General features: G+C 54.6%; 23 protein-coding genes. 17 read left to right on the plus strand and 6 right to left on the minus strand.

Annotated elements, in window-relative coordinates:
* Positions 1–15: 15 nt before the first annotated feature.
* Complete coding sequence (locus QUD59_RS09780; protein ID WP_286236757.1) at positions 16–1,233, plus strand: GGDEF domain-containing protein; 1,218 nt, start codon at positions 16–18, stop codon at positions 1,231–1,233.
* Here QUD59_RS09780 and QUD59_RS09785 read toward each other — a convergent pair whose 3' ends face one another.
* On the minus strand, positions 1,234–2,859 hold the full coding sequence (locus QUD59_RS09785) for a hypothetical protein (RefSeq protein ID WP_286236758.1): 1,626 nt from the start codon (positions 2,857–2,859) through the stop codon (positions 1,234–1,236). It lies immediately after the preceding gene.
* A 140-nt stretch (positions 2,860–2,999) separates the two neighbouring features.
* Between QUD59_RS09785 and QUD59_RS09790 the strand changes: the two genes are divergently transcribed.
* The 15 genes from QUD59_RS09790 to QUD59_RS09860 all read left to right on the plus strand — a co-directional run bounded on the left by QUD59_RS09790 (position 3,000) and on the right by QUD59_RS09860 (position 17,705).
* Entirely contained in the window at positions 3,000–4,256 is a 1,257-nt protein-coding gene (locus tag QUD59_RS09790) for a glutamate-5-semialdehyde dehydrogenase (RefSeq protein WP_286236759.1), read from the plus strand.
* A 7-nt stretch (positions 4,257–4,263) separates the two neighbouring features.
* Positions 4,264–4,911 (plus strand): nicotinate-nucleotide adenylyltransferase, encoded by a 648-nt coding sequence (nadD, locus tag QUD59_RS09795; protein ID WP_286236760.1) that lies wholly within the window; start codon positions 4,264–4,266, stop codon positions 4,909–4,911.
* Positions 4,912–4,949: 38 nt separating this feature from the next.
* Positions 4,950–5,282, plus strand: coding sequence for a ribosome silencing factor (rsfS, locus tag QUD59_RS09800; protein WP_286236761.1), 333 nt, complete (start codon positions 4,950–4,952; stop codon positions 5,280–5,282).
* Between the two features lie 7 nt (positions 5,283–5,289).
* Positions 5,290–5,757 carry a 23S rRNA (pseudouridine(1915)-N(3))-methyltransferase RlmH gene (gene rlmH / locus QUD59_RS09805; protein WP_286236762.1) on the plus strand — a complete coding sequence of 156 codons (468 nt, stop codon included), beginning with the start codon at positions 5,290–5,292 and terminating at the stop codon, positions 5,755–5,757.
* 15 nt (positions 5,758–5,772) lie between these two features.
* Complete coding sequence (gene mrdA, locus QUD59_RS09810) at positions 5,773–7,674, plus strand: penicillin-binding protein 2 (protein ID WP_286236763.1); 1,902 nt, start codon at positions 5,773–5,775, stop codon at positions 7,672–7,674.
* A complete protein-coding gene (gene rodA, locus QUD59_RS09815; RefSeq protein ID WP_286236764.1) occupies positions 7,671–8,810 on the plus strand; it encodes a rod shape-determining protein RodA in 1,140 nt (379 codons plus the stop codon). The genes mrdA and rodA overlap by 4 nt, the downstream gene beginning before the upstream one ends.
* Positions 8,811–8,896: 86 nt before the next feature.
* Complete coding sequence (mltB, locus tag QUD59_RS09820) at positions 8,897–10,060, plus strand: lytic murein transglycosylase B (protein ID WP_286236765.1); 1,164 nt, start codon at positions 8,897–8,899, stop codon at positions 10,058–10,060.
* Positions 10,061–10,062: 2 nt separating this feature from the next.
* The gene (locus QUD59_RS09825) at positions 10,063–10,899 is read left to right on the plus strand and encodes a septal ring lytic transglycosylase RlpA family protein (protein WP_286236766.1); all 837 of its coding nucleotides are present in this window, start codon (positions 10,063–10,065) and stop codon (positions 10,897–10,899) included.
* Positions 10,900–10,963: 64 nt separating this feature from the next.
* Complete coding sequence (locus QUD59_RS09830; RefSeq protein ID WP_286236767.1) at positions 10,964–12,127, plus strand: D-alanyl-D-alanine carboxypeptidase family protein; 1,164 nt, start codon at positions 10,964–10,966, stop codon at positions 12,125–12,127.
* 76 nt (positions 12,128–12,203) lie between these two features.
* On the plus strand, positions 12,204–13,058 hold the full coding sequence (locus QUD59_RS09835) for an aminotransferase class IV (RefSeq protein ID WP_286236768.1): 855 nt from the start codon (positions 12,204–12,206) through the stop codon (positions 13,056–13,058).
* Between the two features lie 22 nt (positions 13,059–13,080).
* A complete protein-coding gene (locus QUD59_RS09840; RefSeq protein ID WP_286236769.1) occupies positions 13,081–13,359 on the plus strand; it encodes a YbeD family protein in 279 nt (92 codons plus the stop codon).
* On the plus strand, positions 13,359–14,006 hold the full coding sequence (gene lipB, locus QUD59_RS09845) for a lipoyl(octanoyl) transferase LipB (RefSeq protein WP_286236770.1): 648 nt from the start codon (positions 13,359–13,361) through the stop codon (positions 14,004–14,006). Before QUD59_RS09840 ends, lipB begins: the two co-directional genes overlap by 1 nt.
* 6 nt (positions 14,007–14,012) lie before the next feature.
* Positions 14,013–14,996 (plus strand): lipoyl synthase, encoded by a 984-nt coding sequence (lipA, locus tag QUD59_RS09850; protein ID WP_286236771.1) that lies wholly within the window; start codon positions 14,013–14,015, stop codon positions 14,994–14,996.
* 129 nt (positions 14,997–15,125) lie between these two features.
* Positions 15,126–15,560 carry an OsmC family protein gene (locus QUD59_RS09855; protein ID WP_286236772.1) on the plus strand — a complete coding sequence of 145 codons (435 nt, stop codon included), beginning with the start codon at positions 15,126–15,128 and terminating at the stop codon, positions 15,558–15,560.
* Between the two features lie 186 nt (positions 15,561–15,746).
* A complete protein-coding gene (locus tag QUD59_RS09860; RefSeq protein WP_286236773.1) occupies positions 15,747–17,705 on the plus strand; it encodes a methyl-accepting chemotaxis protein in 1,959 nt (652 codons plus the stop codon).
* An 11-nt stretch (positions 17,706–17,716) separates the two neighbouring features.
* On the opposite strand, the gene QUD59_RS09865 is transcribed toward QUD59_RS09860, so the two are convergent.
* From QUD59_RS09865 to leuS, 5 genes are all read right to left on the minus strand, one after another.
* Positions 17,717–18,040, minus strand: coding sequence for a c-type cytochrome (locus QUD59_RS09865; protein WP_286236774.1), 324 nt, complete (start codon positions 18,038–18,040; stop codon positions 17,717–17,719).
* 80 nt (positions 18,041–18,120) lie between these two features.
* Entirely contained in the window at positions 18,121–18,678 is a 558-nt protein-coding gene (locus QUD59_RS09870) for a hemerythrin domain-containing protein (RefSeq protein WP_286236775.1), read from the minus strand.
* Positions 18,679–18,780: 102 nt separating this feature from the next.
* Positions 18,781–19,797 (minus strand): DNA polymerase III subunit delta, encoded by a 1,017-nt coding sequence (holA, locus tag QUD59_RS09875; protein WP_286236776.1) that lies wholly within the window; start codon positions 19,795–19,797, stop codon positions 18,781–18,783.
* 12 nt (positions 19,798–19,809) lie between these two features.
* Positions 19,810–20,319 (minus strand): LPS-assembly lipoprotein LptE, encoded by a 510-nt coding sequence (locus QUD59_RS09880; RefSeq protein ID WP_286236777.1) that lies wholly within the window; start codon positions 20,317–20,319, stop codon positions 19,810–19,812.
* Between the two features lie 20 nt (positions 20,320–20,339).
* Entirely contained in the window at positions 20,340–22,931 is a 2,592-nt protein-coding gene (gene leuS, locus QUD59_RS09885; protein WP_286236778.1) for a leucine--tRNA ligase, read from the minus strand.
* 168 nt (positions 22,932–23,099) lie between these two features.
* Here leuS and QUD59_RS09890 point away from each other — a divergent pair, with 168 nt between their 5' ends.
* On the plus strand, positions 23,100–23,630 hold the full coding sequence (locus QUD59_RS09890; RefSeq protein WP_286236779.1) for a zinc ribbon-containing protein: 531 nt from the start codon (positions 23,100–23,102) through the stop codon (positions 23,628–23,630).
* The last annotated feature ends 4 nt before the right edge of the window (positions 23,631–23,634 follow it).

A 23,634-nucleotide genomic window follows, 5' to 3' on the forward strand; every position in this document is an offset into this window, starting at 1 on the left:
ATGGATGGGCATTTGTTGAGCAAACGATACCGGCAGCGCATTGCTGTGATGGCGGTGTTTATTCTTTGCGCAATACTGCTTATGGGCGGTGTTTTGTTCTATCTCTCATCAGAGGTGCGCACCGCCTGGGTTAACTACAGCCAAACCTCGGCCAGCCGCACAACCGCCTTGGCCGAGCTGCATCGTGCAATCGGTTACGGTGGCTTTATTCACAATTTCAAAAATTACGTTTTGCGTCAGGATCAGGGGCAGTTGCAGCGTCTGAACGCTGATCTGAAACGTTCATATTCTGCTCTGGATCGTTATCAGAAACTGCATCTCACAGAAAAAGAGGTGGATGCTCTGGAGATCATCCGCTCTCAGTTAAAAAGCTATCAGCGCAGCATTGAAGTGGTGCAGATGGGGGTGATCCGGGATGAAACTCCGCAGGCCATCGATTCCCGGGTGCGGCTGAATGATGCGCCGGCCTTGTCTGCCTTGCATCGTCTGCAACAGGAGAACCGGCGCTTCAGTCAGCGTGTCAGCGAGGAGATGAGAAAGCAGATAGACAGGCTGATGGGGACGCTGTTGTTTGGGCTTCTGGCGATGCCATTTGTAGTCCTGATGGCCTATCAGTATCAGCGAGTCATGGGGAAGCTGGTGGCGCTGGCGGTAGAGAAAAAGCAGGTTCAGCGTGAGCTGGAAGATACCGCTGCACTGGCAGCCGAAGCGGTCCAGACTCAGCTTCAGCTCGATTACGAAGCGCACCACTGTGAGCTTACCCGGGTGCCTAACCGTAAGGCATTTATGAAACAGAGCCGGGAGCTGCTTGATCAGGCACGGCAGCGGAACGACTGCCTTGCGGTGTTGTTTGTTGATGTGGATGACTTCAAAGATATTAATGATCGCTACGGACATGAAGTGGGCGATAAAGTGCTGGTCGAGGTGGCATCAAGACTTTTGTCGGCGCTTCGCGAAGAGGACTTTGTTGCCCGGCTCGGCGGGGATGAATTCGCTATGATCGTTCAGTGCCCGGAGTCAGCAGTGCACAGTGAGCGTCTTGCAGAACGCCTGCATGAGGTGCTGAATGAAAGTTTTGATTCGATCATGCCGCAGATGAGTGTCAGTTGTTCCGTGGGCGGTGCGTTTTTCCCGGATGAGGGCGATAGTATGGATGAGTTGATACGGATGGCGGATCAGCGGATGTACTGCGTTAAGAAAAGCGGTAAAAATGGTGTTTATCTGCAGGGCTGATCAGGCCTGCTTCTTAAAGATTTTGGTCAGCAGGTGATTGGCCTGCTTCTGTAGCAGCGTCTGGTGTTTCGGGGTGACCTTGAGCAGCAGAACCTTATCTTCATCTTCCCGTCGGATCTCTGCCTGCTCGAGCAATGCCTGCTTCAGGTGTGGCGCCTCAGTCAGCGCGGTGTGGCTGATCAGTTCGTTGCTGTTGGTGGTGCGGGTCAGGAAGTGAGCTTCCTCTTTCACCAGTTGATATTTGCTCTGATGGCCGCGGGCCAGCGACATCTGCAGGCTGAGTACCGGCTGGAAGCCTCGGATTCTGGACTGGTTAAATCCTTTGTAAAGCAGTGAGAACAGCATGCCGGCGCAGAGGGCGTTGATACCATGACGATCTTCGGAGTCGTGCATCTCAAAGCGCAGCAGAATATCTTTGTTCTCCTGCAATTCGGCTTCACCGTTGTAGATGCGTGCGACCTGTTTCGCCAGATGGTGGTACACGTTCAGCAGTGTCGCTTTCTCATCGGCGGGCATGTTCTCTGAACTGGCCGTCTGACTGTCGATATAAAACACATACAGCGCATCCTGAGGGGCCAGCAGCAGCTCCAGTTCCTGTTCAAATGAGTACAGGTTGAGCTGTTCTTCATGCCGTTCGACCATGCTGCGCAGGGGGTTGGCGGCACGTGGGGGAACGGGCTGAGAGTGCAGTTCCTCCTCTTCAAACTCCAGTGGATCATCCTGCGCATTCTCTTCCGGTAATGGCTCCGGGTGGTGCTCGAACTTTGGCATCCGCGGTGTCTGTTCCCGTTCCGGTTTCAGCAGGTCGACCAGATCATGGGTGTGCAGCAGATCGGGCTTGTCCCCGGCGCTGAGTGTTTCGGTCGGCTGTGCATCGCCCGAAACAGGTTGGGCGTGGGTGCTGACAGAGAATGTTTCCTGCTGAATGATCGGTGGTTCGCTGGCCGTGTCCCCGGCCGGAGACGGATCTGCTTGCGTCTCTTCCGCTGGCGTCAGTACGGGGTCGGCCGGTTGCTGCGGTTCCGGTTCCGGTTCCGGTTCGGAGAAGGTTTGTTCGGCCAGTAGCTGGTCGAAGTGGATCTTGTCGGCGTCAGCGTGTGTTTCGCCGGTGTTAAACGTGCCCTCATCTTCCCGTCGGTTCAGCAGCCAGATACAGAGCAGGGCGATGGCGATGGTGGCCAGAGCCAGAATGGCTGCGGGCCATAGCTGGCGGTGCTGCATCTGACGTGAGGGGGTCGGGTCCAGCCAGAGGGTGACCGTGCCGATCAGTTTGTTCTGCTGTTTCAGGTGCTGCTGCAGCTTAAGTTCGGCGGTGCTTCCGGCTCGGGCGGTGACAAAACCGGAGGGGTCCTGCACCTGCAGGCCCTGAACATAGTCCAGTTGTTCCAGTTCATTCAGCAGGTAGTTCAGGCTGACACCGTCATTTGCCAGTATCAGAGGGCGGATAAGGAACTGACTTTGCAGTGCCAGTGACTGGCCGAGTTTCAGAGTGTCCGCTTCGGCTTGCCGGCTGCTGCTGGTTACCAGATAGGCCGCGCTGAGCAGAAAACCGGAAAACAGGATCAGAGCGACGCACAGGGTCAGATTCTGTTTCAGGTTGAACTTATGGTTTTGCGTCTCTGTCACAGGTCGGATTGGCTCAAAACGGAATGCAGATGCAGATAATAACAGCTAGTTCGCGACAGGGTGAAGATGATTTGTATTAGAGGTATGACCTAACTGCGGCTGGCGCTATAATGGGCGGCTTATCGATGGGAAGGACAGCTATGAACGTAGAACAATATATGATCGAGCTGGGCGAGCAGGCACGTGATGCGGCCCGGTTGGTAGCTAAAGCGGACACTCACCTGAAAAATCAGGCTTTGCTGGCTATGGCCGATGCCATCGAGAACAGTCGACCGGCGCTGCGTGACGCCAATGCTAAAGATCTGCAGGCGGGGCGGGATAAGGGCCTTGATGATGCCATGCTGGATCGTCTTGAACTGACCGATGCTCGCATTGACACCATGATTGAAGGCCTGCGTCAGGTGGCCGCACTGCCTGATCCGGTGGGAGCGATCAGCGATCTGAAATTTCTGCCAAGTGGTATCCAGTTAGGCAAAATGCGCGTACCGCTGGGTGTGATCGGTATTATCTACGAATCTCGTCCAAACGTGACGGTTGAAGCGGCTAGCCTGTGCCTGAAATCCGGCAACGCAACGATTCTGCGTGGCGGTTCGGAAGCGATTCATTCCAATCAGGCCGTGGCGGATTGCATCAAACAGGGGCTGAAGAAAACCGGGTTGCCGGAAAACGCGGTGCAGGTGGTTGCAACCACAGATCGCGAAGCAGTAGGTCACCTGATTACCATGCCTGAGTATGTTGATGTCATTGTACCGCGAGGTGGTAAAGGGCTGATCGAACGTATCAGCCGTGATGCCAAGGTTACCGTGATTAAACATCTGGATGGCATCTGCCACGTTTACATCGATGATCAGGCTGATAAAGGTAAGGCGATAAACGTTGCGCTGAATGCGAAAACCCATCGCTACGGCACTTGCAACACTATGGAAACGCTGCTGGTGCACAAAGACATTGCTGCGGAGATTCTGCCTGAACTGGCCGAGCGATATCAGGCTGCAGGTGTCGAACTGCGAGGCTGTGATCAGACCCGTGAGCTGCTGCCGTTTGCCAAAGCCGCGACCGAAGCCGACTGGGAAACTGAGTATCTTGCGCCGATCCTTTCGATCCGTCTGGTTGATAATATGGATGTGGCGATTCGCCATATCAATCGTTATGGCTCGCACCATACCGATGCGATCATTACCGAGAACTACACCCGTTCCCGTGCGTTCCTTCGTGAAGTGGACTCCAGCTCGGTTATGGTGAATGCCTCGACCCGTTTCGCCGATGGCTTTGAATACGGTCTGGGCGCGGAGATCGGTATCTCGACCGACAAGATTCACGCTCGCGGCCCTGTCGGTCTGGAAGGGCTGACCTCAGAGAAATACGTGGTGCTGGGCGACGGTCATATCCGTCAGTAATGATCTGATGCAGGACGATGCTTTTGTGTTTATGGGTGGGACCTTTGATCCCATCCATAACGGTCACCTTCGAACAGCACTGGAGATCCGGCACTGGCTTGGGGTCGACCGGGTCGGCCTGATCCCGGCGAAAACACCGGTACACCGCGGTGATCCCGGCTGCAGCTCTGAGCAGCGCTTGCGGATGGTAGAGCTTGCCGTCAAAGATGAAGCGGCGCTGTTTGCTGACGATCGGGAGATCCGTTCCGCTGAGGCGTCCTACTCGCTGCTGACCCTGCTGGGGCTGCGTGCTGAACTGGGCCCTGAACGGCCGGTGATGATGGTGATGGGGATGGATGCTTTCCTCTCACTGCCCGGCTGGCATGGCTGGCAGCAGTTAACCGACTACGCTCATCTTTTGGTGGTGCAGCGGCCCGGTTATCAGCAGCCGCTGTGTCCTGTTCTGGCACGTTTCGCTGAACAGCACAAAGTTGATAGCCCGGAACAGTTACCCGGGGCGGCGGGAGGTCTGCTGTTCCACGAGCTGACCCCGCTGGCAATCTCTGCCACACAGGTGCGTGAAAGTATCCTGCGTGGGGAATCACCCCGTTATCTGCTGCCGGATGCGGTCTGGCACTATATTCAGGAAAACCGTTTATACGGTTTGAAAACCTAACGAAACCCCGTAGCGGGTTTCAAAAATGAAATGAGCAAATGCAAACTGAACAGATTTTAGACCTGGTGCACAACGCACTGGAAGATATGAAAGCCAAAGAGATCATCGATCTGGATGTACGTGGGCGCAGCACTGTCACCGATTACATGGTGATTGCCAGCGGTACATCGAAGCGACACGTTGCAGCGGTTGCTGAAGACGTGATTGTAAAAGTGAAAGAAGCCGGCCTGATGCCGCTGGGTTCAGAAGGGCAGCAGTCCAGCGACTGGATTCTGGTGGATCTGGGCGACGTGGTTGTGCATGTAATGATGCCGGACGCGCGTTCTTTCTATGATCTGGAGCGCCTCTGGGGCGTCGAAGCCGGCGCTTAAGTCAGGCATGAAGGTACGTATTATTGCGGTGGGCGGGAAGATGCCCGCCTGGGTCAATCAGGGCTACGCCGAATACGCCAAGCGCCTGCCAGCCGACTTCCAGCTTGAACTGGTTGAGATTCCTCTGGGTCACCGTGGTAAAGGCAGTGATCCCGCCCGCGCCATGCGTCAGGAGGGCGACCAGATGCTGGCGGCGATTCCTAAGGGGGATCGGGTGATCGCTCTTGAAGTGCTGGGTAAAAACTGGTCGACCGGGCAACTGGCAGAGAAAGTGGAAGCCTGGCGCATGGATGGTTATAACATCAGTCTGCTGATTGGTGGCCCTGACGGGCTTGATCCGCGCTGCTCCTCCATGGCTGATCAGAAATGGTCTCTTTCCGCGCTGACCCTGCCCCACCCGCTGGTGCGGGTATTGCTGGCAGAACAACTCTATCGTGCCTGGACTGTGATTCAGGGCCACCCCTACCACAAGTAAAAGACCACAGAGCATATGGCCGCTGAACGCCTGAAGGACTATAGCAGAGAGAGTCGGACCTTTAAGGTGCGGGCTGTGCTGGCGTTTCTTGTAGTGCTGGTTTTATTTGGTGTTCTCCTCAGTCGTCTGTACTACCTGCAGGTGATGGAGCATGAGCGCTATTCCTCCATGTCCGAAGAAAACCGGGTGCAGTTGCAACCGGTAGCACCTACCCGTGGACTGATCTATGACCGTAATGGCGTTCTGCTGGCGGATAACCGCCCCAGTTACAGCGTTACGGTGCTGAAAGAAGAGGTCAGGAATCTCGAACAGACCCTGCAGGATCTGCAGGAACTGATTCCGATTACGGACCGCGAGCTGGAGCGATTCCATAAACGGATGAATCAGCGGCGACGTCCGTTCCAGTCGATTCCGGTACGTTTCCGCCTGACCGAAGAGGAGATCGCCCGGATCTCGGTGAATTACCACCGGCTGCCAGGTGTCCGGGTTGAGGCGGAACTGATTCGCTACTACCCCTACGGTGAGTCGCTGGTACATGCGATGGGCTACGTGGGCCGTATCAATGAGAGCGAACTGAAGTCGGTAGACCCGACCAACTACGCCGCGACCCATTATATCGGCAAGCTGGGCATCGAAAAGTTTTATGAATCGGTGCTGCATGGCGAAGTCGGCTTCCAGAAAGTGGAGACCAATGCCCGTGGGCGCGTGATGCGGGTATTGGAACAGAACGATCCGAAGCCGGGGCAGGATCTGGTTCTGCATCTGGATCTGCGGTTGCAGCAGATTACTGAAAAACTGTTGCAGGGCCGGCGCGCCTCCGTGGTGGCGATGGATCCTAAGACCGGTGGTATTCTGGCCATGGTTTCCACCCCGGCCTATGATCCCAACCTGTTTGTAACCGGGATCTCATCGAAAAATTACAATGCCCTGCGGGAATCTAAGGATCTGCCGCTGTTTAACCGCGCGATCCGTGGCCGTTATCCGCCGGGTTCGACGATCAAACCGATGGTAGCGCTCGCAGCCATCGACACGGGTGTGGTATCGCCAAATTACAGAGTTTTCGACCCCGGCTTTTATACCCTGAGCAAGGGTGGGCGTAAGTACCGCGACTGGAAGAGAACAGGGCACGGCTGGGTGAATATGTATGACTCCCTGGCGCAGTCCTGTGATGTCTGGTACTACGATGTTGCCCATAAAATGGGAGTGGACCGGATGTCTGATTATCTGGGACGCTTTGGTTTTGGTCAGGTAACCAGTCTCGACCTGCCGGAAGCGCTGGGTGCGATCCTGCCTTCCCGGGAGTGGAAAAAACGTGCCCGCAAAGCCCCCTGGTATACCGGGGACTCGTTGAACATGAGTATCGGGCAGGGCTTTTTTGTTGCCACGCCATTGCAACTTGCCGCTGCCACTGCGGTGGTCGCAAACCGGGGTAAATGGCAATCGCCACGTATGCTGAAAGGGATGCGGAAGTACGATGAAGAGGGCGGCGAATCTCTGGTGATGCCGGATATCAGCGGGGTGGAACGTCCTCCGCAGGATATCAAACTGAATAATGAGAAAAACTGGGATGAGATCATCTTCGGTATGCGTGAAGTAATGCACGGAGAGCGTGGCACCGCTCGTCGTGTCGGTGCCGGGGCAGCCTATGAAATCGCCGGTAAAACCGGTACCGCTCAGGTGGTGGGGATAAAGCAGGATGAAGAGTACGATGCCGAAAAACTGGCGGAAATTCATCGTGACCACGCCCTGTTTGTCGCGTTTGCCCCGCTGGATGATCCGAAGATTGCGCTGGCGGTGATTGTTGAAAATGGCGGGGGTGGCTCCAGTACAGCGGCACCGATCGCCCGAAAAGTGATGGATGCCTACCTGCTGGGTATTGATCCTCTGGCTGAAGAATCTGCGGGAGGTGAAGGATGAGCCGGGAGTTTCAGCGTTACATGCCGGAAGCGCATGACCACCTGAGACAGCGTCCGAGTTTGTGGAGTTACACCCATCTGGATGGCTGGCTGCTGGTGCTGCTGCTGGCTTTGTGTGGCTTTGGTCTGTTTATTCTCTACAGTGCCTCCGGTCAGGATATGGGCTATGTCATGCGACAGGCAGTCCGTATGGGCGCCGGATTTTTTGTCATGATTGTGCTGGCTCAGTTGACCCCGCGTTTTCTGGGGCGCTGGGGCCCCTGGCTCTATCTGATCGGCGTTGCGTTGCTGGTCGGGGTGTTGCTCTTTGGTGTCGGCGCCAAAGGTGCGCAGCGCTGGATCGCGCTACCGGGCTTCCGCTTCCAGCCGTCGGAGATTATGAAACTGGTGCTTCCGCTGACGGTGGCATATTACCTGGCTCATCGCCCTCTGCCGCCGAGCTTCAAGCGAATTCTGATTACGCTGGTGATGATTGGTCTGCCAACGGTCCTGATTATGAAACAGCCTGATCTGGGGACTTCGCTGTTAATTGCGGCTTCAGGTATTTTTGTTTTGTTGCTGTCGGGTATTCTGTGGCGCTATATCTTCACGGCACTGGGGCTCGCGGCTGCGGCGTTGCCGGGATTGTGGGCGGTAATGAAAGATTACCAGAAGCAGCGGGTGCTGACGTTTCTTGACCCTGAGAGTGACCCGCTCGGCTCCGGCTGGAATATTATTCAGTCAAAAACGGCGATTGGTTCCGGGGGCGTTTCCGGTAAAGGCTGGTTGAGTGGTACTCAGTCGCAGCTCGACTTTCTCCCGGAATCCCATACCGATTTCATTATTGCGGTGGTGGCTGAGGAACTTGGCCTGATCGGAGTACTCATACTACTGGTACTTTACCTGCTGATTATTGCCCGTGGGCTGGTGATCGCCTCCCGCGCGGCGGATAGTTTTGGTCGTTTGCTGGCTGGAAGTCTGATATTAACGTTCTTTGTTTATGTGTTCGTGAATATCGGTATGGTCAGTGGTTTGCTGCCGGTGGTGGGTGTGCCACTGCCACTGGTGAGCTACGGGGGTACGTCGATCGTGACCCTGATGGCCGGGTTTGGCATGATTATGTCGGTGCATAGTTATCGCACCATGGTGATAAAGTAACAATTGAGCCCGCGTTTTTGTGGTATCTGGTCGGGCCGTAAGGGGAGCTTTATGGAATTTAACAGGGGTGCACTATGAGTTCAGGGATGAAGCAGAGATCAATGGTCACAGCGCTGCTGACCGCAGGGCTGTTATTAACCGGTTGTCAAGCAACCGCTGAAAAACCGGTAGAAGAGAAGCCGGCAGAAACGAAACCGGCGGAGGCTAAACCGGTTGCGAGCAAGCCGGCAAAAACCACTTCAACGCGCATGACCCAGGAGGAGTTACTGGCCTCTGTACGGGGCGGTTCCTACCTTGATTACCCACAAGCCGGCGCGTTTATCGAAGAGATGAAAGCCGAAGGCTTCACTGAAGACTACCTGCGTCAGGTGTTGTCCGAGGCTAAACGTCAGACCTCGATTCTTAAAGCGATCTCACGGCCTGCGGAGCGCAGTCTGACCTGGGGCGAATACCGGAATATTTTCGTTCAGCAGAAACGGATTCATCAGGGGGTTCAGTTCTGGCAGGAAAATCGCGAAATTCTTGATCGGGCAGAACAGACCTATGGAGTCCCGGCGGAGATTATTGTCGCGATCATCGGTGTGGAAACCCGTTATGGCCGGATCACCGGCAGTTACCGGGTACTGGATGCGCTGGCGACACTGGGGTTTGATTACCCGCGCCGCAGCGAGTTTTTCCTCGGTCAGCTAAAAGAATTCCTGCGTCTGGTGCGCGAAGAACAGGCCGACCTGACAGCGCTGAAAGGCTCCTATGCCGGGGCGATGGGGTTTGGCCAGTTTATCCCGTCGAGTTATCGTAACTTTGCTATCGATTTTGATGGGGATGGCAAACGGGATATCTGGAACAACAAAAGTGATGCGATCGGCAGCGTTGCCAACTACTTCGTTGAACATAAATGGAAGCCGGGGCAGCCGGTCATCAGCGGGGTGGATTTCAGCCAGCCTGCGGATGAATCCTGGTACAGCGTTGGTCGTGCAGGGCTGAGGCCGCAACTGACGCTGGCCGAATGGCAGGCGCGGGGCGTTCAGGCACATCTGCCCGGATTGTCTGCAGATGAGAAAGCGATCCTGATGCAGTTGGAGATCGATGAGGATATGCAGTACTGGCTGGGGTTACACAATTTCTACGTAATTACCCGCTACAATCACAGCAAACTCTATGCGATGGCGGTTTACCGCCTGAGTGAACAGATTAAAGCCGCTTATCAGAAAGCTGCGCCGCAGGTGGCTCAGCAGAGTGGAAAATCATAGGCATGCGTATGACCTGTCAGAAGTTGTTACTGCTGTTGCTGGCACTGGTGATTGCCGGCTGTTCCTCAACCGGAGGGAATAGCGGGCGTTACTCGATGCGTCACGACAAAGCGCCGGACCAGCCGGTTGATGTATCCCACGTTAAGGATGCAGTGCCCCGGGTAGAGCCGAAAAGCCGGGGCGGTAACAAAAGCCCTTATCAGGTGCTGGGCCGTTCATACCACGTCATGCCCTCCTCTCAGGGCTATGTGGCGGAGGGGACCGCCTCCTGGTATGGGAAGAAGTTTCATGGTCATCTCACCTCCAATGGCGAGACCTATGATATGTACAAAATGTCGGCGGCACATAAGTCCCTGCCACTGCCCACCTTTCTTAAGGTCACCAATCTGGCGAACAACCGGCAGGTCATCGTCAGGGTGAATGACCGTGGCCCCTTTCATGGGGACCGGCTGATCGATCTCTCTTATGCGGCGGCCTCACGTCTGGATATGCTGAAACACGGCACGGCACGGGTGCGTCTTGAAGCGATTGACCCGCTGGCATGGCAGAAATCAGGCCAACTGGTGGCGGCGCCGGTGGTGGCTGCTCAGCCAGTCATTGAAGGTCGTTATCTGCAAGTGGGGGCTTACTCCAGCCGTGACGCTGCGGAGTTTGTTCAGAGTCAGTTACGGCCGCTGATGACCAGTCTGGCGGTGATGATCAGGCCCGTCAGCAGCAGTGACCGGACGCTCTACCGGGTGCAGATCGGCCCTTTGCGCAGTGATAACTCACTGCCTGAGCTTACCCGTCAGGTAGAACAGATGGGCTATGCCAATCCGCGACTGGTGGACTTCCCCTGAACGCTTAAGTAGAGTTATTCGCGGCGCTACGTGGACTTCATTTAATCTCAAACAGTAATTCTGGATGACAATGTTTACTAAGGTTTCAAAGTATTTTTCTTTTATCTTTCTGGCTCTGCTGACCTTTCAGGCCAGTGCCGTTACCCGGTTGATTCCGGCGGAGCCGCAGATCGCGGCGACAGCCTATCTGGTTATGGATGCCGATACCGGAAAGTTAATTGCGTCAAAAAATGAAGACAAGCCATTCGCTCCGGCCAGCCTGACTAAGATGATGACCGCTTATATCCTTGAGTATGAGCTGGCCAAAGGCAATATCAGCGAAGAAGATCTGGTGCTGGTCAGCGAAAAGGCCTGGCGTACACAGGGCTCGCGGATGTTTATCCGGGAGGGGACGCAGGTCAAACTGGGTGATCTGTTGCGTGGTATCGTGATTCAGTCGGGTAATGATGCATCCGTGGCGGCGGCCGAGCATATTGCCGGCAGTGAAGCGGCTTTTGCTGATCTGATGAATCAGCATGCCATGCTGCTGGGGATGAAAAATACCCACTTCAACAACGCGACCGGCCTGCCATCTGAAGGCCACGTCTCCTCAGCACATGATCTGGCAATTCTGGCTAAAGCGATTATTCAGGATTTTCCTGATCGCTACGGCATGTATTCCGAAAAGTATTTCACCTACAACAAAATCCGTCAGCCAAACCGTAACAAACTGCTGTGGCGTGACAAAACCGTGGATGGCCTGAAAACCGGCTATACCGACGCAGCAGGCTATTGTCTGGTGGCTTCTGCTAAACGTGATGGTATGCGCCTGATCTCGGTGGTACTCGGTACCGATAATGAAGAGGCGCGGGCCCGTGAGAGCCAGAAGCTGCTCTCTTACGCTTTCCGCTACTACCGCACGCACAAGCTGTACGATGGCAATGTGATGCTGAACACGGCGAAGGTATGGTCGGGTGAGCAGGATCAGCTACGTCTTGGTATCAATCAGGCGCTGGTAGTGACTATTCCGCGTGGGCAGGCAGATAAGCTGCAGGCTACAATGGATATTGACCGGGTTATCCAGGCACCGATCAGTGCGGGTCAGGAACTGGGTAAGGTTCGTGTAACACTGGATGGACAACCGGTCAGCGAAGTGCCGTTGGTGGCATTGGAAGCAGTGCCTGAAGCGGGACTGCTGAAGCGGATCTGGCACGCCATCATGCTGTTCTTTACCAGTCTGATTGGCTAAAAAACGGTCGTAAGGCCTTTAATTTCCCGGAAATGCCCGCATCTTACCCAGGTGTGGGCATTTGTGTTCAGGTGCTATGGCAATCGTCTATCTAAACGGTGAATACCTGCCACAGGAGGAGGCGAAAATCTCGGTGTTTGACCGTGGTTTTCTGTTCTCTGACAGTGTTTATGAAGTGATCCCTTACTATCAGGGACAGGGCTTCAGGTTAGAAGAGCACCTGGCACGGCTGGCGCATAGCCTGCGCGCCGTCAGGATCCGTAATGATCAGGACTGGCGTGGCATCATGGACACACTGGTCGAACGCAACGGCGGCGGGAATCTGTCGGTTTATCTGCAGGTAACCCGCGGTAGTGCCGGCTTTCGCAGTCATGCCTACGATGACAGTATGCAGCCCACCGTATTTGCCTGCTGTACACCCATTAAGAACGTCTGGCAGTCCGGTGCGGATGCTGTCCGGCCGAGCCGGGCCATTGTTACCGAGGATTTGCGCTGGCACCGCTGTGATATTAAATCTACCTGCCTGTTGCCCAATATTCTGGTCCTGCAGCAGGCGCGCGATGAAGGCGTTGAAGAAGCGATCTTCTCGCGGGACAACAAACTGACCGAAGGCAGTACCTGTAACCTGTTTCTGGTCAACCACGGGGTGCTGTTCACTCCGAAGCGAAGCTCTGAAATTCTCGGTGGAACCACCCGGGAGTTGATTCTGGAACTGGCCGACAGTCAGGGTATCCAGTATCAGGAGATTGATATCGATTACGACCGCCTGCTCAATGCGGATGAGGCTTGGGTTTCCAGCTCTACCCGGGGGATTATTCCGGTTGTGGAAGTCGATGGAAACACCATCGGCGACGGAACAAAAGGTCCGGTCTGGCGGCGTATGTTTGAACTCTTTGCTGACTATCAGAGCAGGCTGATGAGTGGGCAGTAACCGAATAATTGACGTTGAAACTATGACGGATACCAAGCAAGAACCACCTAAAATAGAGTTTCCCTGCCCGAACTACCCGATCAAGGCCGTTGGGGTGAATCAGGGGGACTTTCGTGCCCACGTGATTGAGATTGTGCAGATCCACGTACCTGATTTCGATCTGACCACGGTCAGTGTGCAGGACAGCCGTAATGGCAGTTTCCAGTCAGTACGTTTCAGGATCACCGCTCAGGGCGTTGATCAGCTCAAAGCTTTGCATGAAGCGCTGATCGCCTCTGACCTCGTTAAGATGGTGATCTGATGCTGCAGGATCAGCTCATTGTCCGGGATCTGGGCTTGCAGCCCTATGAGCCGACCTGGCAACGGATGCAGGACTTTACCAACCAGCGGGATGAGGACGTCATCGACGAGATCTGGTCGCTGCAGCATGAACCGGTTTTCACCCAGGGGCAGGCCGGTAAGCTGGAGCACCTGCTGGAGACCGGTGATATTCCGGTTGTGCAGGTCGATCGCGGCGGACAGGTAACCTATCATGGCCCGGGGCAGGCAGTGGTCTATCTGCTGCTGAACCTGAAACGGCGTAAAACCGGGGTGCGCGAGCTGGTCACCATCATGGAGGAGGCCGTGGTCGATACCCTGCGTGATTATCAGGTAGAGGCCTATGCCAAACCGGATGCCCCGGGTGTGTATGTCAACGAGGCAAAGATCGCTTCATTGGGGTTGCGGGTACGTCGGGGCTGTTCTTTCCATGGTCTGGCGCTGAATCTGGCGATGGATCTGGAGCCTTTCCTGCGCATAAACCCCTGCGGCTATGCAGGTATGGCGATGACTCAGCTTAACGCCCTCAGCGAAAATCTTGATCAGGCTGAAGCAACCGACCGACTGCTCAACCATTTGATAGCAAAACTCGGGTATAATCAGATCACCCGTAAAAACACTCTGGATTGATCCTAGATGGCAGAAGAAAACAGTACGACTGACGTGAAGAAGCGAGTGGAGCAGGGGGTAAAGCTCCGTGGGGCCGATAAAGTTGACCGTATCCCGGTTAAGGTGATCCCGACCGCAAAAGAGGATATGCCGCGCAAGCCCGACTGGCTACGTGTGCGGATGGGTTCCAGCGCCGAGGTGCAGCGCATTAAAGAGCGCCTGCGCAAGCATAAACTGGCGTCCGTTTGCGAAGAGGCAAGCTGCCCGAATCTGGGTGAATGTTTCAGTCACGGTACTGCAACTTTCATGATTATGGGCGACATCTGTACCCGTCGTTGTCCGTTCTGTGATGTGGCGCACGGGCGACCTAATGCACTGGATGAGAATGAACCTAAAGAGCTGGCCGATGCGATTGCGGATATGGGGCTGCGCTACGTCGTGGTGACCTCCGTGGACCGTGATGACCTGCGTGATGGCGGGGCTCAGCACTTTGCTGACTGCGTCACTGAAACCCGGAAGCAGGTTCCATCGATTCAGATGGAAATTCTGGTGCCGGACTTCCGTGGACGTATGGATATCGCCATCGATATTCTGACCGAGACACCACCGGATGTGTTTAACCACAATATGGAAACCGTGCCGCGCCTTTATAAAGCGGTACGTCCGGGCTCCGATTACGAGTGGTCTCTGCAACTACTGAAAAAATACAAGGCGCGCAATCCCGATGTGCGCACCAAGTCTGGCCTGATGGTCGGTATTGGTGAGACTAACGAAGAGATCATTCAGGTGATGAAGGATCTGCGTGCCCATGATGTGGATATGCTGACCATCGGCCAGTATCTGCAGCCAAGCCGCAGCCATCTTAAGGTTGAGCGCTTTGTGACCCCGGAAGAGTTTGATGAGTTTGGCCGCATCGCCAAAGAGCTGGGCTTTAAACATGCGGCCTGTGGGCCGCTGGTGCGCTCCTCTTATCATGCTGATCTGCAGGCAAAAGGTGAGAAGGTGGGGTAACTTAACCCGCCGCACGATTTTAAAAGGCCGTTCTTAGAACGGCCTTTTTTATTGCTATTGGTTCTTTCTCATATATACCTGATGCTTATATATTAGTTCCATCTAATTATAAGTGATGGGAGTCAATCAATGGCGAATAAGTGTATTTCAGTTAATGCCACGATGGGTGAAGGTTGGGCCGTTCAGGCGGATATTCGTGATCATAAAGTGGTTATTGATCAGCCGTTGGAGGCTCGGGGTACCAACGAAGGCCCGACACCGCTGGAATACTTTCTGTTCTCACTGGCGGGGTGTATCGGCACCATTGCCCGCATCGCAGCCAATCAGCAAAAGATCGAACTACGCAGTATGGCGATTAAGGTAGAGGGTGATCTGAATCCTATGGGACTGCTGGGTAAAGCTACTGAGGACCGGGTCGGTTTTCAGCAGATACGGGTTGAAGCCAGTATCGATGCGGATCTGAGTAGCGAAGAGAAGCAGGTCTTTCTGGATGCTGTCTGTGAACGTTGCCCGCTGCATGACAATATTAAACTGGCTACAGAGGTCGTCCATCAACTGAGTTGATCAACAGCGACCAGTTTTATTCTATTTACCCCATTAATCAGCGTTTTCGGCCACTGCCTGGTTTTCCTTTGCTAAAGTGAATACTAATCACGGCTAATCCTCTGATTCACATGGGGTGAAATTATCGATATCGGAGATCCGGGTCAGCGTGGTTAATCCTCATTAACTTGCAGCGTTGTCCGGCTCATGAAAATAAGAACTAAGCTTCTCGCCGTTATTTCGGTCTCCGTCATTGTCCCTATCTGCGTTATCTCCCTGTTTGCTATTTACCAGTCGCGTCAGTCGGCACTGGATAATTTTGTCAGTAGCAGTTCAAAAGAGATCACTCAGATCGATAACGCCTTCGGTATTTTCTTTAAAGCAATTGAAGAGAATGTAGCCTACCTCGCGGAATCTCCGCTGGTACGGGATAACAGTTTCAAACTGTCCAACTTTACTCAGGGGCCGGGTAGTTTTACCCGGCACATCGATGCCAGTGAAAAAGAGGCGGAACTGTATCGGCTTTACGAACGGTTTGGTGAGAATCATCCGGGGCTGGCTTATGTCTATGGCGGTCGTGCTGATGGCGGTTATGTGGCCTGGCCGGATGTACCGATGAAAGAGGCCTATGATCCACGCTCCCGCCCCTGGTATAAAAAGGCGCTGGAAAACCCAGGGCAGGTCGCCCGTACCGGAGCCTACTACTGGGCCGGTGATGATGCGACCTATGTGGGAACGGTGAAAACCGTCACTGATGACAGTGGTCAAGTGATCGGTGTGCAGGCGATGGATGTGTCGGTGAATCAACTGACCGAGATTGTTAAATCGATAAAAATTGGTGAAGAGGGGCATGTGGTACTGGTGGAGGATAACGGTACCGTACTGGTTGACCCACTTCTGCCCGATCATAACTTCAAAAAAGCCGCTGAAATTAAGACGCCGCTGTATCAGGCTGTGAATAAACATCTGGAGGGGATGCTGGAGCTTGAGCGTAACGGTGAGGTTTATCTGGCGCAGATTATCCGTTCGCCTGATCTGGGCTGGCAGTTTATTGCGCTGGTACCTAAGGCCGAGGTGTTTGCTTCCGCCAACCAGTTGGCCTGGCTGGCGTTGATCTTTGCGCTGGTACTGAGTGCGTTGTTTATTCTGATTGGTGGTGTGGTGGCGAAACTGATTACCCGACCTATCGATCAGGTCGCCATGATGCTCAAAGATATCGCCGAAGGGCAGGGGGATCTGACCGCGCGGCTGAATATTCAGAGTAAAGATGAGGTGGGTGCGCTGGCGGATTCCTTTAACCGGTTTATTGCTAAGCTGCAGTCGATTATTCAGCAGATTGTCGGCTTGTCAGAGGAGCTCAAGGTCAGTTCGGTGGCGGCAGCTGAAAGTGCCAACAGTTCGTTGTCAGAGGTGCGCAATCAGTTGGATCAGATCACGCTGGTGGCCACTTCGGTTGAAGAGATGTCGATGGCGACTCAGGAAATTGCGGCTAATGCGGAAAATACCTCCAGTGCAGCCAGTGACAGTGCTGATCTGAGTCAGCAGGGGCAGGGTGTGGTGATGAAAACCCGTGATGAAATTGGCAATCTGGCGACTGAGGTCGGCGGCGCTTCTGAGGTGATCAGCCGTCTCCACGATCACTCACAGCAGATCAATTCCATACTGGCGACTATTCAGGGAATTGCCGAACAAACCAATCTGCTGGCTTTGAATGCCGCGATTGAGGCGGCCCGGGCCGGTGATCAGGGCCGCGGTTTTGCGGTGGTTGCTGATGAGGTACGCGAACTGTCGCAGAAAACTACCCGCTCTACGGATGATATCCAGAGCATGATCACGACCCTGCAAACAACGACTCAGGAAGCTGTCGAGAGTATGAAGCGCAGTGAATCGATGGCTCAGGATTCGGTAGAACAGTCGCAACTGGCTTTTGATCAGTTGCAGCAGATTACCGATTCGGTGAACAAGATTCGCGATATGTCTGCCCAGATCGCAACCGCAACGGAACAGCAGAGTTCGGTGAACGCGGGGATTACGGATAACACCAGTCAGATTAAAATGATCGCCGATCAGATGTCGGAAGACGCCAACGCCCGGTTACAGCGCTCTCAGACCCTGCACCGCCTCTCTGAAGGTATGCATGAACAGGTGAAGTTGTTTAAGGTGTAGGGCGCAAACGGCTATTGGGGCGGATTAAGCTGGATCCCGACCACGTAACGGGCCACGGCGTCCGCCTGGGCTTCGGATAGCTGATTAAAGACCGGCATCGGATGTTTATCCTGATTGTAACCGTACTTGATCATCAGAATAATCTTGTAGTGCTCCATGTGAGTCTGGTTACTCAGGTTCTCAAGGTAAGCACCGGCCCCTTCCTGCTGATGGCAATTTTTGCAGTAATAAGCGTAGAGATCCTCACCCGAGCTGAGTTGGGCAGGGTCCTCATCAAAACAGCCCGTAAGCAACAGGCTGCCCAGTAAAGTAAGGCTGAGTTTTGTCGGTCGCATGCTGATCTATCTATATGATTTATAAGCAGTGTAGTCGAATTGACGGAGGCAGACCAGATCTGCCCGGCTGTACTGCATCACTAAATATAGGTGGGTAGTTTCAGTGGGTTATGGCGCATATGCAGCGATAACCCGAGGGAAGAGAGGCCTTTATCACCCAGAAGTCGTGCTGCCAGAGGCAGGAACTGCTGCTCTTCAAACAGGGCATGTGCCAGATAATCCTCTACCAGTTTGCGACTGGCCTCCGGGTTCAGCCGGTCGGATCTGCCGCGGGCTATCTGCTTTAACTGTTTCTCCAGAGGTTTCCATTGTGCCTCAAGGAGGCGATGTTCTGCGGTGAGCTGATTGATCATATCCAATGCCTGTAATGCTTCCGGCGATCGGCAGCGGGCGGAGTCTTTCACTTCGCTGAACAGCTCTTCTTCCTCCTCCTGATGGTGTGCCAGAATGACACCGTGGAAAAATTGCTGAATTTCAGCCGCAGCCTTACGTTTTTCCGGGGTTAAAGGAGATCCGGGCGGGGTTTCACTCAGTGTCCTGAGGCGTTCAAGGTGTTCAATGATTCCCTGATGGCAGTTGGAAAATTCCAGCAGCGGTTCTGCATGCGTGGTTGGTGTCTGATTGTTTTGTTGTGGCATCTGCCTGTCCTCCTGAAATGGCAGAAAGCCATCTCCAGATAAGCAGCATAGTAAACGCCTTATGAGGGGGGAATGACGGAAATCAAGACCGGTTGTCCCTTTTTAAAGGGCCAGTGTGGTACCGGACAGGGTCAGGGAGATCGAGGTGAGGAGCAGCCAGGCGTCACCGCTGGCAAGGCCTTTGACGATTTTATCCACCTCGGCGCATTGCTGCAGAGCCTGATTGATCTGTTCTGGTTTGATTCGCTGCGCCGCGGTGCGGGCTAAGGGTTTGCGTTTACCCCAGATTCGTTCACGCTGGCAGACCGCATCAAATGACTGGCCGTTGTTCTGCGCCTGCTGAATCGCCGCCAGAGAGCGCAGCTCTTTGCTCAGCGCCCAGAGTACAACCGGCGGTTCAGTGCCATCCTGACGCAGTACCTGAAGTATTTTACAGCAGCGGCCGGAGAGCCCCTGCAATGCGGCATCGGCGAGACCATAGATGTCATATCGGGAACTGTCGGATACCGCATCGACCACATCCTCCGCACTGACCCTCTGGCCGGGAAACAGCAGGCTCAGTTTACTCAGTTCCTGTTTGGCGGCGAGGAGGTTACCTTCTATCCGGTCACAGAGCAGTTGTATGGCTTCGTCATCCAGTTGCAGCTCAATCTGCGCGGCGCGCTGGCGGATCCAGTTGGGTAACTGATTGCTCTCCACCGGCCAGATCTCGACAATCACCCCGCTGTTGTCGATCGCTTTAAACCAGGCGCTTTTCTTGGCGCTGCCATCCAGTTTGTCGGCGGTGATCAGCAGGATGTTGTCCGGTGCCGGGTTGCTCAGGTACTGCTGCAGAATCTCGCTGGATTTCTTATTCAGCTTACTGCTGCCGAGGCGCAGCTCGATGATTTTCTTTTCAGCAAATAAAGACAGAGCATTGGCGCATTCCAGCAGGTATTCCCAACTGAAGCTGCCATCAACATGCAGGACTTCGCGTTCACTGAAGCCTTGCTGTTGCAGACTGTGGCGAAGCAGATCAGAGCTTTCTTCAGAGAGCAGAGGCTCATCGCCGGTAATCAGGTAGACCGGCGCGAGTCCCTTTTTCAGATGGCCGCTAAGCTGCTCGGGGCGCAGTTTCATGCCGGGCCAGACTTAGCGGTTTTTCTGATTGCTGCTCAGATAGAGCCGCAGAATGTTCTGTGCCACGGCATTGTAGAGCTCACGGCGGAGCAGGGTTTCCTGCTCGGAGCTGGCAGCGGCAGCGTCTTTGTCGTAACTGTAGTAGCGTTCCCGTTGAATACGGATCTCTTTACTCAGCGGATTACCCTCACGATCAGCGATCATCACTGTGACCGAGAGGATCAGCTCATACTCGTCAACGCTGGAATTACTGACCGTCGCGGTACGACGCTTGTAATTATGATTCAGGATATGTAGCTGATAGGCGGCATTGGCGGTTTCCTGCATGCCGTTGAACTTCATGTTCTGGCGCAGGGTCTGCAGCAACTCCCGGCTGCTGTTGCCAGCAATCAGGGTTACCTGACGTTTCTCCTCAGAAACATCCTGGGCGCCGCGGAGGTGAAATCCGCAGCCGCCGAGCAGGGTCAGCAGCAGGCTGCTGAGAATCAGTTTAATGGTGATCTTTTGCCAATGCTGGGTCATGCTCTGCTCCTTGCTGGACCTTAGCCTACAACGATGTTGACCAGACGACCTGGGACAACAATCTTCTTGCGGATGGTTTTGTCGGCCATATGTTTCTGTACGTTTTCATCCGCCAGAGCGGTATGCAGAACCACGTCTTCATCGGCGTCAGCGGCCACATTGATCTTGGCACGCACTTTACCGTTCACCTGTACGACAAGCTGGATGTTGTCCTGCACCAGAGCCGACTCATCCACCGCTGGCCAGCGGCTGCCGAGCACCTCTTCGTCGTGACCCAGCTCCAGCCAGAGTTGATGGCTGATGTGCGGCACAATCGGCGCCAGCAGAAGGACTGCCGCTTCCAGCGCTTCCTGCATCACAGCACGGCCCTGCTCGCTGATATCGACGAACTTGGCGATGGTGTTAGACAGCTCCATAACCGCGGCAATGGCGGTGTTGAAGGTCTGACGACGTTCAATATCGTCGCTGACTTTCTGGATGGTCGCGTGCACTTTCAGGCGCAGTTCTTTCTGCACATCGGTCAGGTTATCTTTGTCCAGTGCGCTGACAGCACCGCCTGTGTTGAGGTGGTCATGCACCTGTTTCCACAGACGCTTAAGGAAGCGGTGTGCGCCCTCAACGCCGGAGTCGGACCACTCCAGAGACTGTTCCGGTGGGGCTGCGAACATCATAAACAGACGCACGGTGTCGGCACCATAACGGTCGATCATGATCTGTGGATCGATGCCGTTGTTCTTCGACTTGGACATTTTTGACATGCCGTCGTGCTGCAGCGCCTCACCGGTAGTACGGTGGCTGGCACTCAGAACCCGGCCTTTGTCGTCGGTTTTTACTTCTACCTCGGCCGGAGAAACCCAGACCTGACCGCCCTTGTCGTCTTCGTAGTAGTAGCTGTCGGCCAGCACCATGCCCTGACAGAGCAGGCGGGTGAACGGCTCATCACTGTTAACCAGGCCTTCATCACGCATCAGCTTGTGGAAGAAGCGGGAGTACAGCAGGTGCAGGATGGCGTGTTCGATACCGCCGATATACTGATCTACCGGCAGCCAGTAGTTAGCTTTTTCCGGGTCCAGCATCGCATTGTCGGCGCTGCGAGACGCGTAGCGTGCGTAGTACCAGCTGGATTCCATAAAAGTGTCGAACGTATCGGTTTCACGTTCTGCATCAGCACCGCATTTCGGACAGGTGGTGTTGATGAACTCAGCCATCTTCTTGATGGGTGAACCGCTGCCGTCAAACTCAACATCGGTCGGCAAGACGACAGGCAACTGATCTTCAGGTACCGGAACCGCGCCACAACTGTTGCAGTTGATGACCGGGATCGGCGCACCCCAGTAGCGCTGACGGGATACACCCCAGTCGCGCAGACGGAAGTTAACGGTGACTTTACCTTTGCCCTTGGCTTCCAGATCGGAGGCGATCGCCTTGAACGCCATCTCGAACTCAAGGTCATCGTAGGCACCGGAATTGACCAGTGCGCCTTTCTCAGTGAAGGCTTCCTCGTCCAGATCGATCTCATCGTTTTCCAGAGAACGAATCACCTGTTTGATTGGCAGGTCGTATTTTCTGGCAAACTCCCAGTCGCGCTGGTCGTGACCGGGAACCGACATCACCGCGCCGGAACCGTAATCCATCAGCACGAAGTTAGCGGTCCAGACCGGGACTTCTTCACCAGTTAGTGGGTGGATGGCGTTGATGCCCAGCGCCATCCCTTTCTTTTCCATGGTGGCCATATCCGCTTCGGCCACTTTGATGTTCTTGCACTCTTCTACAAAGCTGGCCAGCTCTGGATTGTTTTTGGCCGCTTCCAGTGCCAGCGGGTGCTGGGCTGCGACCGCAACGTAGGTTACACCCATCAGCGTGTCAGGACGCGTAGTGAAGACTTCCAGTTCACCATAACCGGCGACATCAAAGATCAGCTCGACCCCTTCGGAGCGGCCGATCCAGTTTTTCTGCATGGTACGAACCTGTTCCGGCCACTGATCCAGCTTGTCGAGATCTTCCAGCAACTGGTCGGCGTAATCGGTAATCTTCAGGAACCACTGAGGAATCTTCTTGCGCTCAACCAGCGCGCCGGAGCGCCAGCCGCGGCCGTCGATTACCTGCTCGTTAGCCAGTACGGTCTGGTCAACCGGGTCCCAGTTGACCTCAGCTTCTTTCTTGTAGACCAGGCCTTTGTCCATCAGGCGGGTGAAGAACCACTGCTCCCAGCGGTAATACTCCGGGTGACAGGTGGCCAGTTCGCGGTTCCAGTCGTAACCAAAGCCCATCTGCTGCAACTGGTTACGCATGTAATCGATGTTTTCATAGGTCCATTTGGCCGGTGCCACGTTGTTTTTCATGGCCGCGTTTTCAGCCGGCAGGCCGAACGCATCCCAGCCCATCGGCTGGAGTACGTTTTTGCCCTGCATCCGCTGATAACGGGAGACTACGTCGCCGATGGTGTAGTTACGAACATGGCCCATGTGCAGTCGGCCACTGGGGTAAGGGAACATAGACAGGCAGTAGAATTTCTCCTTCTGCAGGTCTTCCTCACATTTGAAACTGTCGTTTTCCTGCCAGTGTTTCTGGATCTGCGGCTCAATCTTTTGCGGGCGATATTGTTCGTTCATGTTCGTGAATCGTAATGCCTATGATGAAAAACCGGTATCCGTTGAGTTCGCACAGGGTAAAAGCGGAAACTCAGGTGATACCGGTAGATAAATGGTTGCTAATTGGGGCATAGCATACAATATATACAGGAGAGCAAACAGGGTTTCAGGGCATATCGGGGTGTATTTATGACGCAAAAAACTGAGAACCAAAGCAAACTGGCTTCTGCTGACTATGACCGGGTGCTGTTGCGCCTGACTAAAGATTTGCAGGCTTCTGAGGCCGGCTCATGGGATCTGCTGCAGGAAAAAATCCACGATGCGGTGGAACTGGAACTGGCGGCAGAGGATATGACCCGGGATGAACTGGATCTTCTCAAGGCCTATCTGGCAAGGGATCTGAAGAAACTTGGTTTCTATGCTCATGAAACCAGTGCCGGAATTGCCGCCTGGCTGAGATTCGATCTGGATGTGCTGGAGCAGCGTTTTGTTGAGCAGTTACGGCTTATCGCTGATCAGACCCGGATCGGGCAGGAGCAGCTCCGGGAGCGGCTGGAACACGATGAGGATCAGTATCTGGCGGGCGAGCTGGCGACGGTCGGCACGCTGGAATGCCTTAACTGTGGCTGCGAGCGGGTACTGACCCGGACTGAAAAACTGGAAAGCTGTGAACGTTGTGGTCAGGGCTATTACAAGCGGGTGTCACACCCCTGGCCCTGAGTGA

It is taken from the genome of Neptuniibacter halophilus (assembly GCF_030295765.1).
Lineage (GTDB): Bacteria > Pseudomonadota > Gammaproteobacteria > Pseudomonadales > Balneatricaceae > Neptuniibacter > Neptuniibacter halophilus.

Excerpts from the sequence above, each read along its gene's own strand:
- QUD59_RS09790 (WP_286236759.1), top strand. The coding sequence starts at position 3,000 with ATGAACGTAGAACAATATATGATCGAGCTGGGCGAGCAGGCACGTGAT.
- nadD (WP_286236760.1), top strand. The coding sequence starts at position 4,264 with ATGCAGGACGATGCTTTTGTGTTTATGGGTGGGACCTTTGATCCCATC.
- rsfS (WP_286236761.1), top strand. The coding sequence starts at position 4,950 with ATGCAAACTGAACAGATTTTAGACCTGGTGCACAACGCACTGGAAGAT.
- rlmH (WP_286236762.1), top strand. The coding sequence starts at position 5,290 with ATGAAGGTACGTATTATTGCGGTGGGCGGGAAGATGCCCGCCTGGGTC.
- mrdA (WP_286236763.1), top strand. The coding sequence starts at position 5,773 with ATGGCCGCTGAACGCCTGAAGGACTATAGCAGAGAGAGTCGGACCTTT.
- rodA (WP_286236764.1), top strand. The coding sequence starts at position 7,671 with ATGAGCCGGGAGTTTCAGCGTTACATGCCGGAAGCGCATGACCACCTG.
- mltB (WP_286236765.1), top strand. The coding sequence starts at position 8,897 with ATGAAGCAGAGATCAATGGTCACAGCGCTGCTGACCGCAGGGCTGTTA.
- QUD59_RS09825 (WP_286236766.1), top strand. The coding sequence starts at position 10,063 with ATGCGTATGACCTGTCAGAAGTTGTTACTGCTGTTGCTGGCACTGGTG.
- QUD59_RS09830 (WP_286236767.1), top strand. The coding sequence starts at position 10,964 with ATGACAATGTTTACTAAGGTTTCAAAGTATTTTTCTTTTATCTTTCTG.
- QUD59_RS09835 (WP_286236768.1), top strand. The coding sequence starts at position 12,204 with ATGGCAATCGTCTATCTAAACGGTGAATACCTGCCACAGGAGGAGGCG.
- QUD59_RS09840 (WP_286236769.1), top strand. The coding sequence starts at position 13,081 with ATGACGGATACCAAGCAAGAACCACCTAAAATAGAGTTTCCCTGCCCG.
- lipB (WP_286236770.1), top strand. The coding sequence starts at position 13,359 with ATGCTGCAGGATCAGCTCATTGTCCGGGATCTGGGCTTGCAGCCCTAT.
- lipA (WP_286236771.1), top strand. The coding sequence starts at position 14,013 with ATGGCAGAAGAAAACAGTACGACTGACGTGAAGAAGCGAGTGGAGCAG.
- QUD59_RS09855 (WP_286236772.1), top strand. The coding sequence starts at position 15,126 with ATGGCGAATAAGTGTATTTCAGTTAATGCCACGATGGGTGAAGGTTGG.
- QUD59_RS09860 (WP_286236773.1), top strand. The coding sequence starts at position 15,747 with ATGAAAATAAGAACTAAGCTTCTCGCCGTTATTTCGGTCTCCGTCATT.
- QUD59_RS09865 (WP_286236774.1), bottom strand. The coding sequence starts at position 18,040 with ATGCGACCGACAAAACTCAGCCTTACTTTACTGGGCAGCCTGTTGCTT.
- QUD59_RS09870 (WP_286236775.1), bottom strand. The coding sequence starts at position 18,678 with ATGCCACAACAAAACAATCAGACACCAACCACGCATGCAGAACCGCTG.
- holA (WP_286236776.1), bottom strand. The coding sequence starts at position 19,797 with ATGAAACTGCGCCCCGAGCAGCTTAGCGGCCATCTGAAAAAGGGACTC.
- QUD59_RS09880 (WP_286236777.1), bottom strand. The coding sequence starts at position 20,319 with ATGACCCAGCATTGGCAAAAGATCACCATTAAACTGATTCTCAGCAGC.
- leuS (WP_286236778.1), bottom strand. The coding sequence starts at position 22,931 with ATGAACGAACAATATCGCCCGCAAAAGATTGAGCCGCAGATCCAGAAA.
- QUD59_RS09890 (WP_286236779.1), top strand. The coding sequence starts at position 23,100 with ATGACGCAAAAAACTGAGAACCAAAGCAAACTGGCTTCTGCTGACTAT.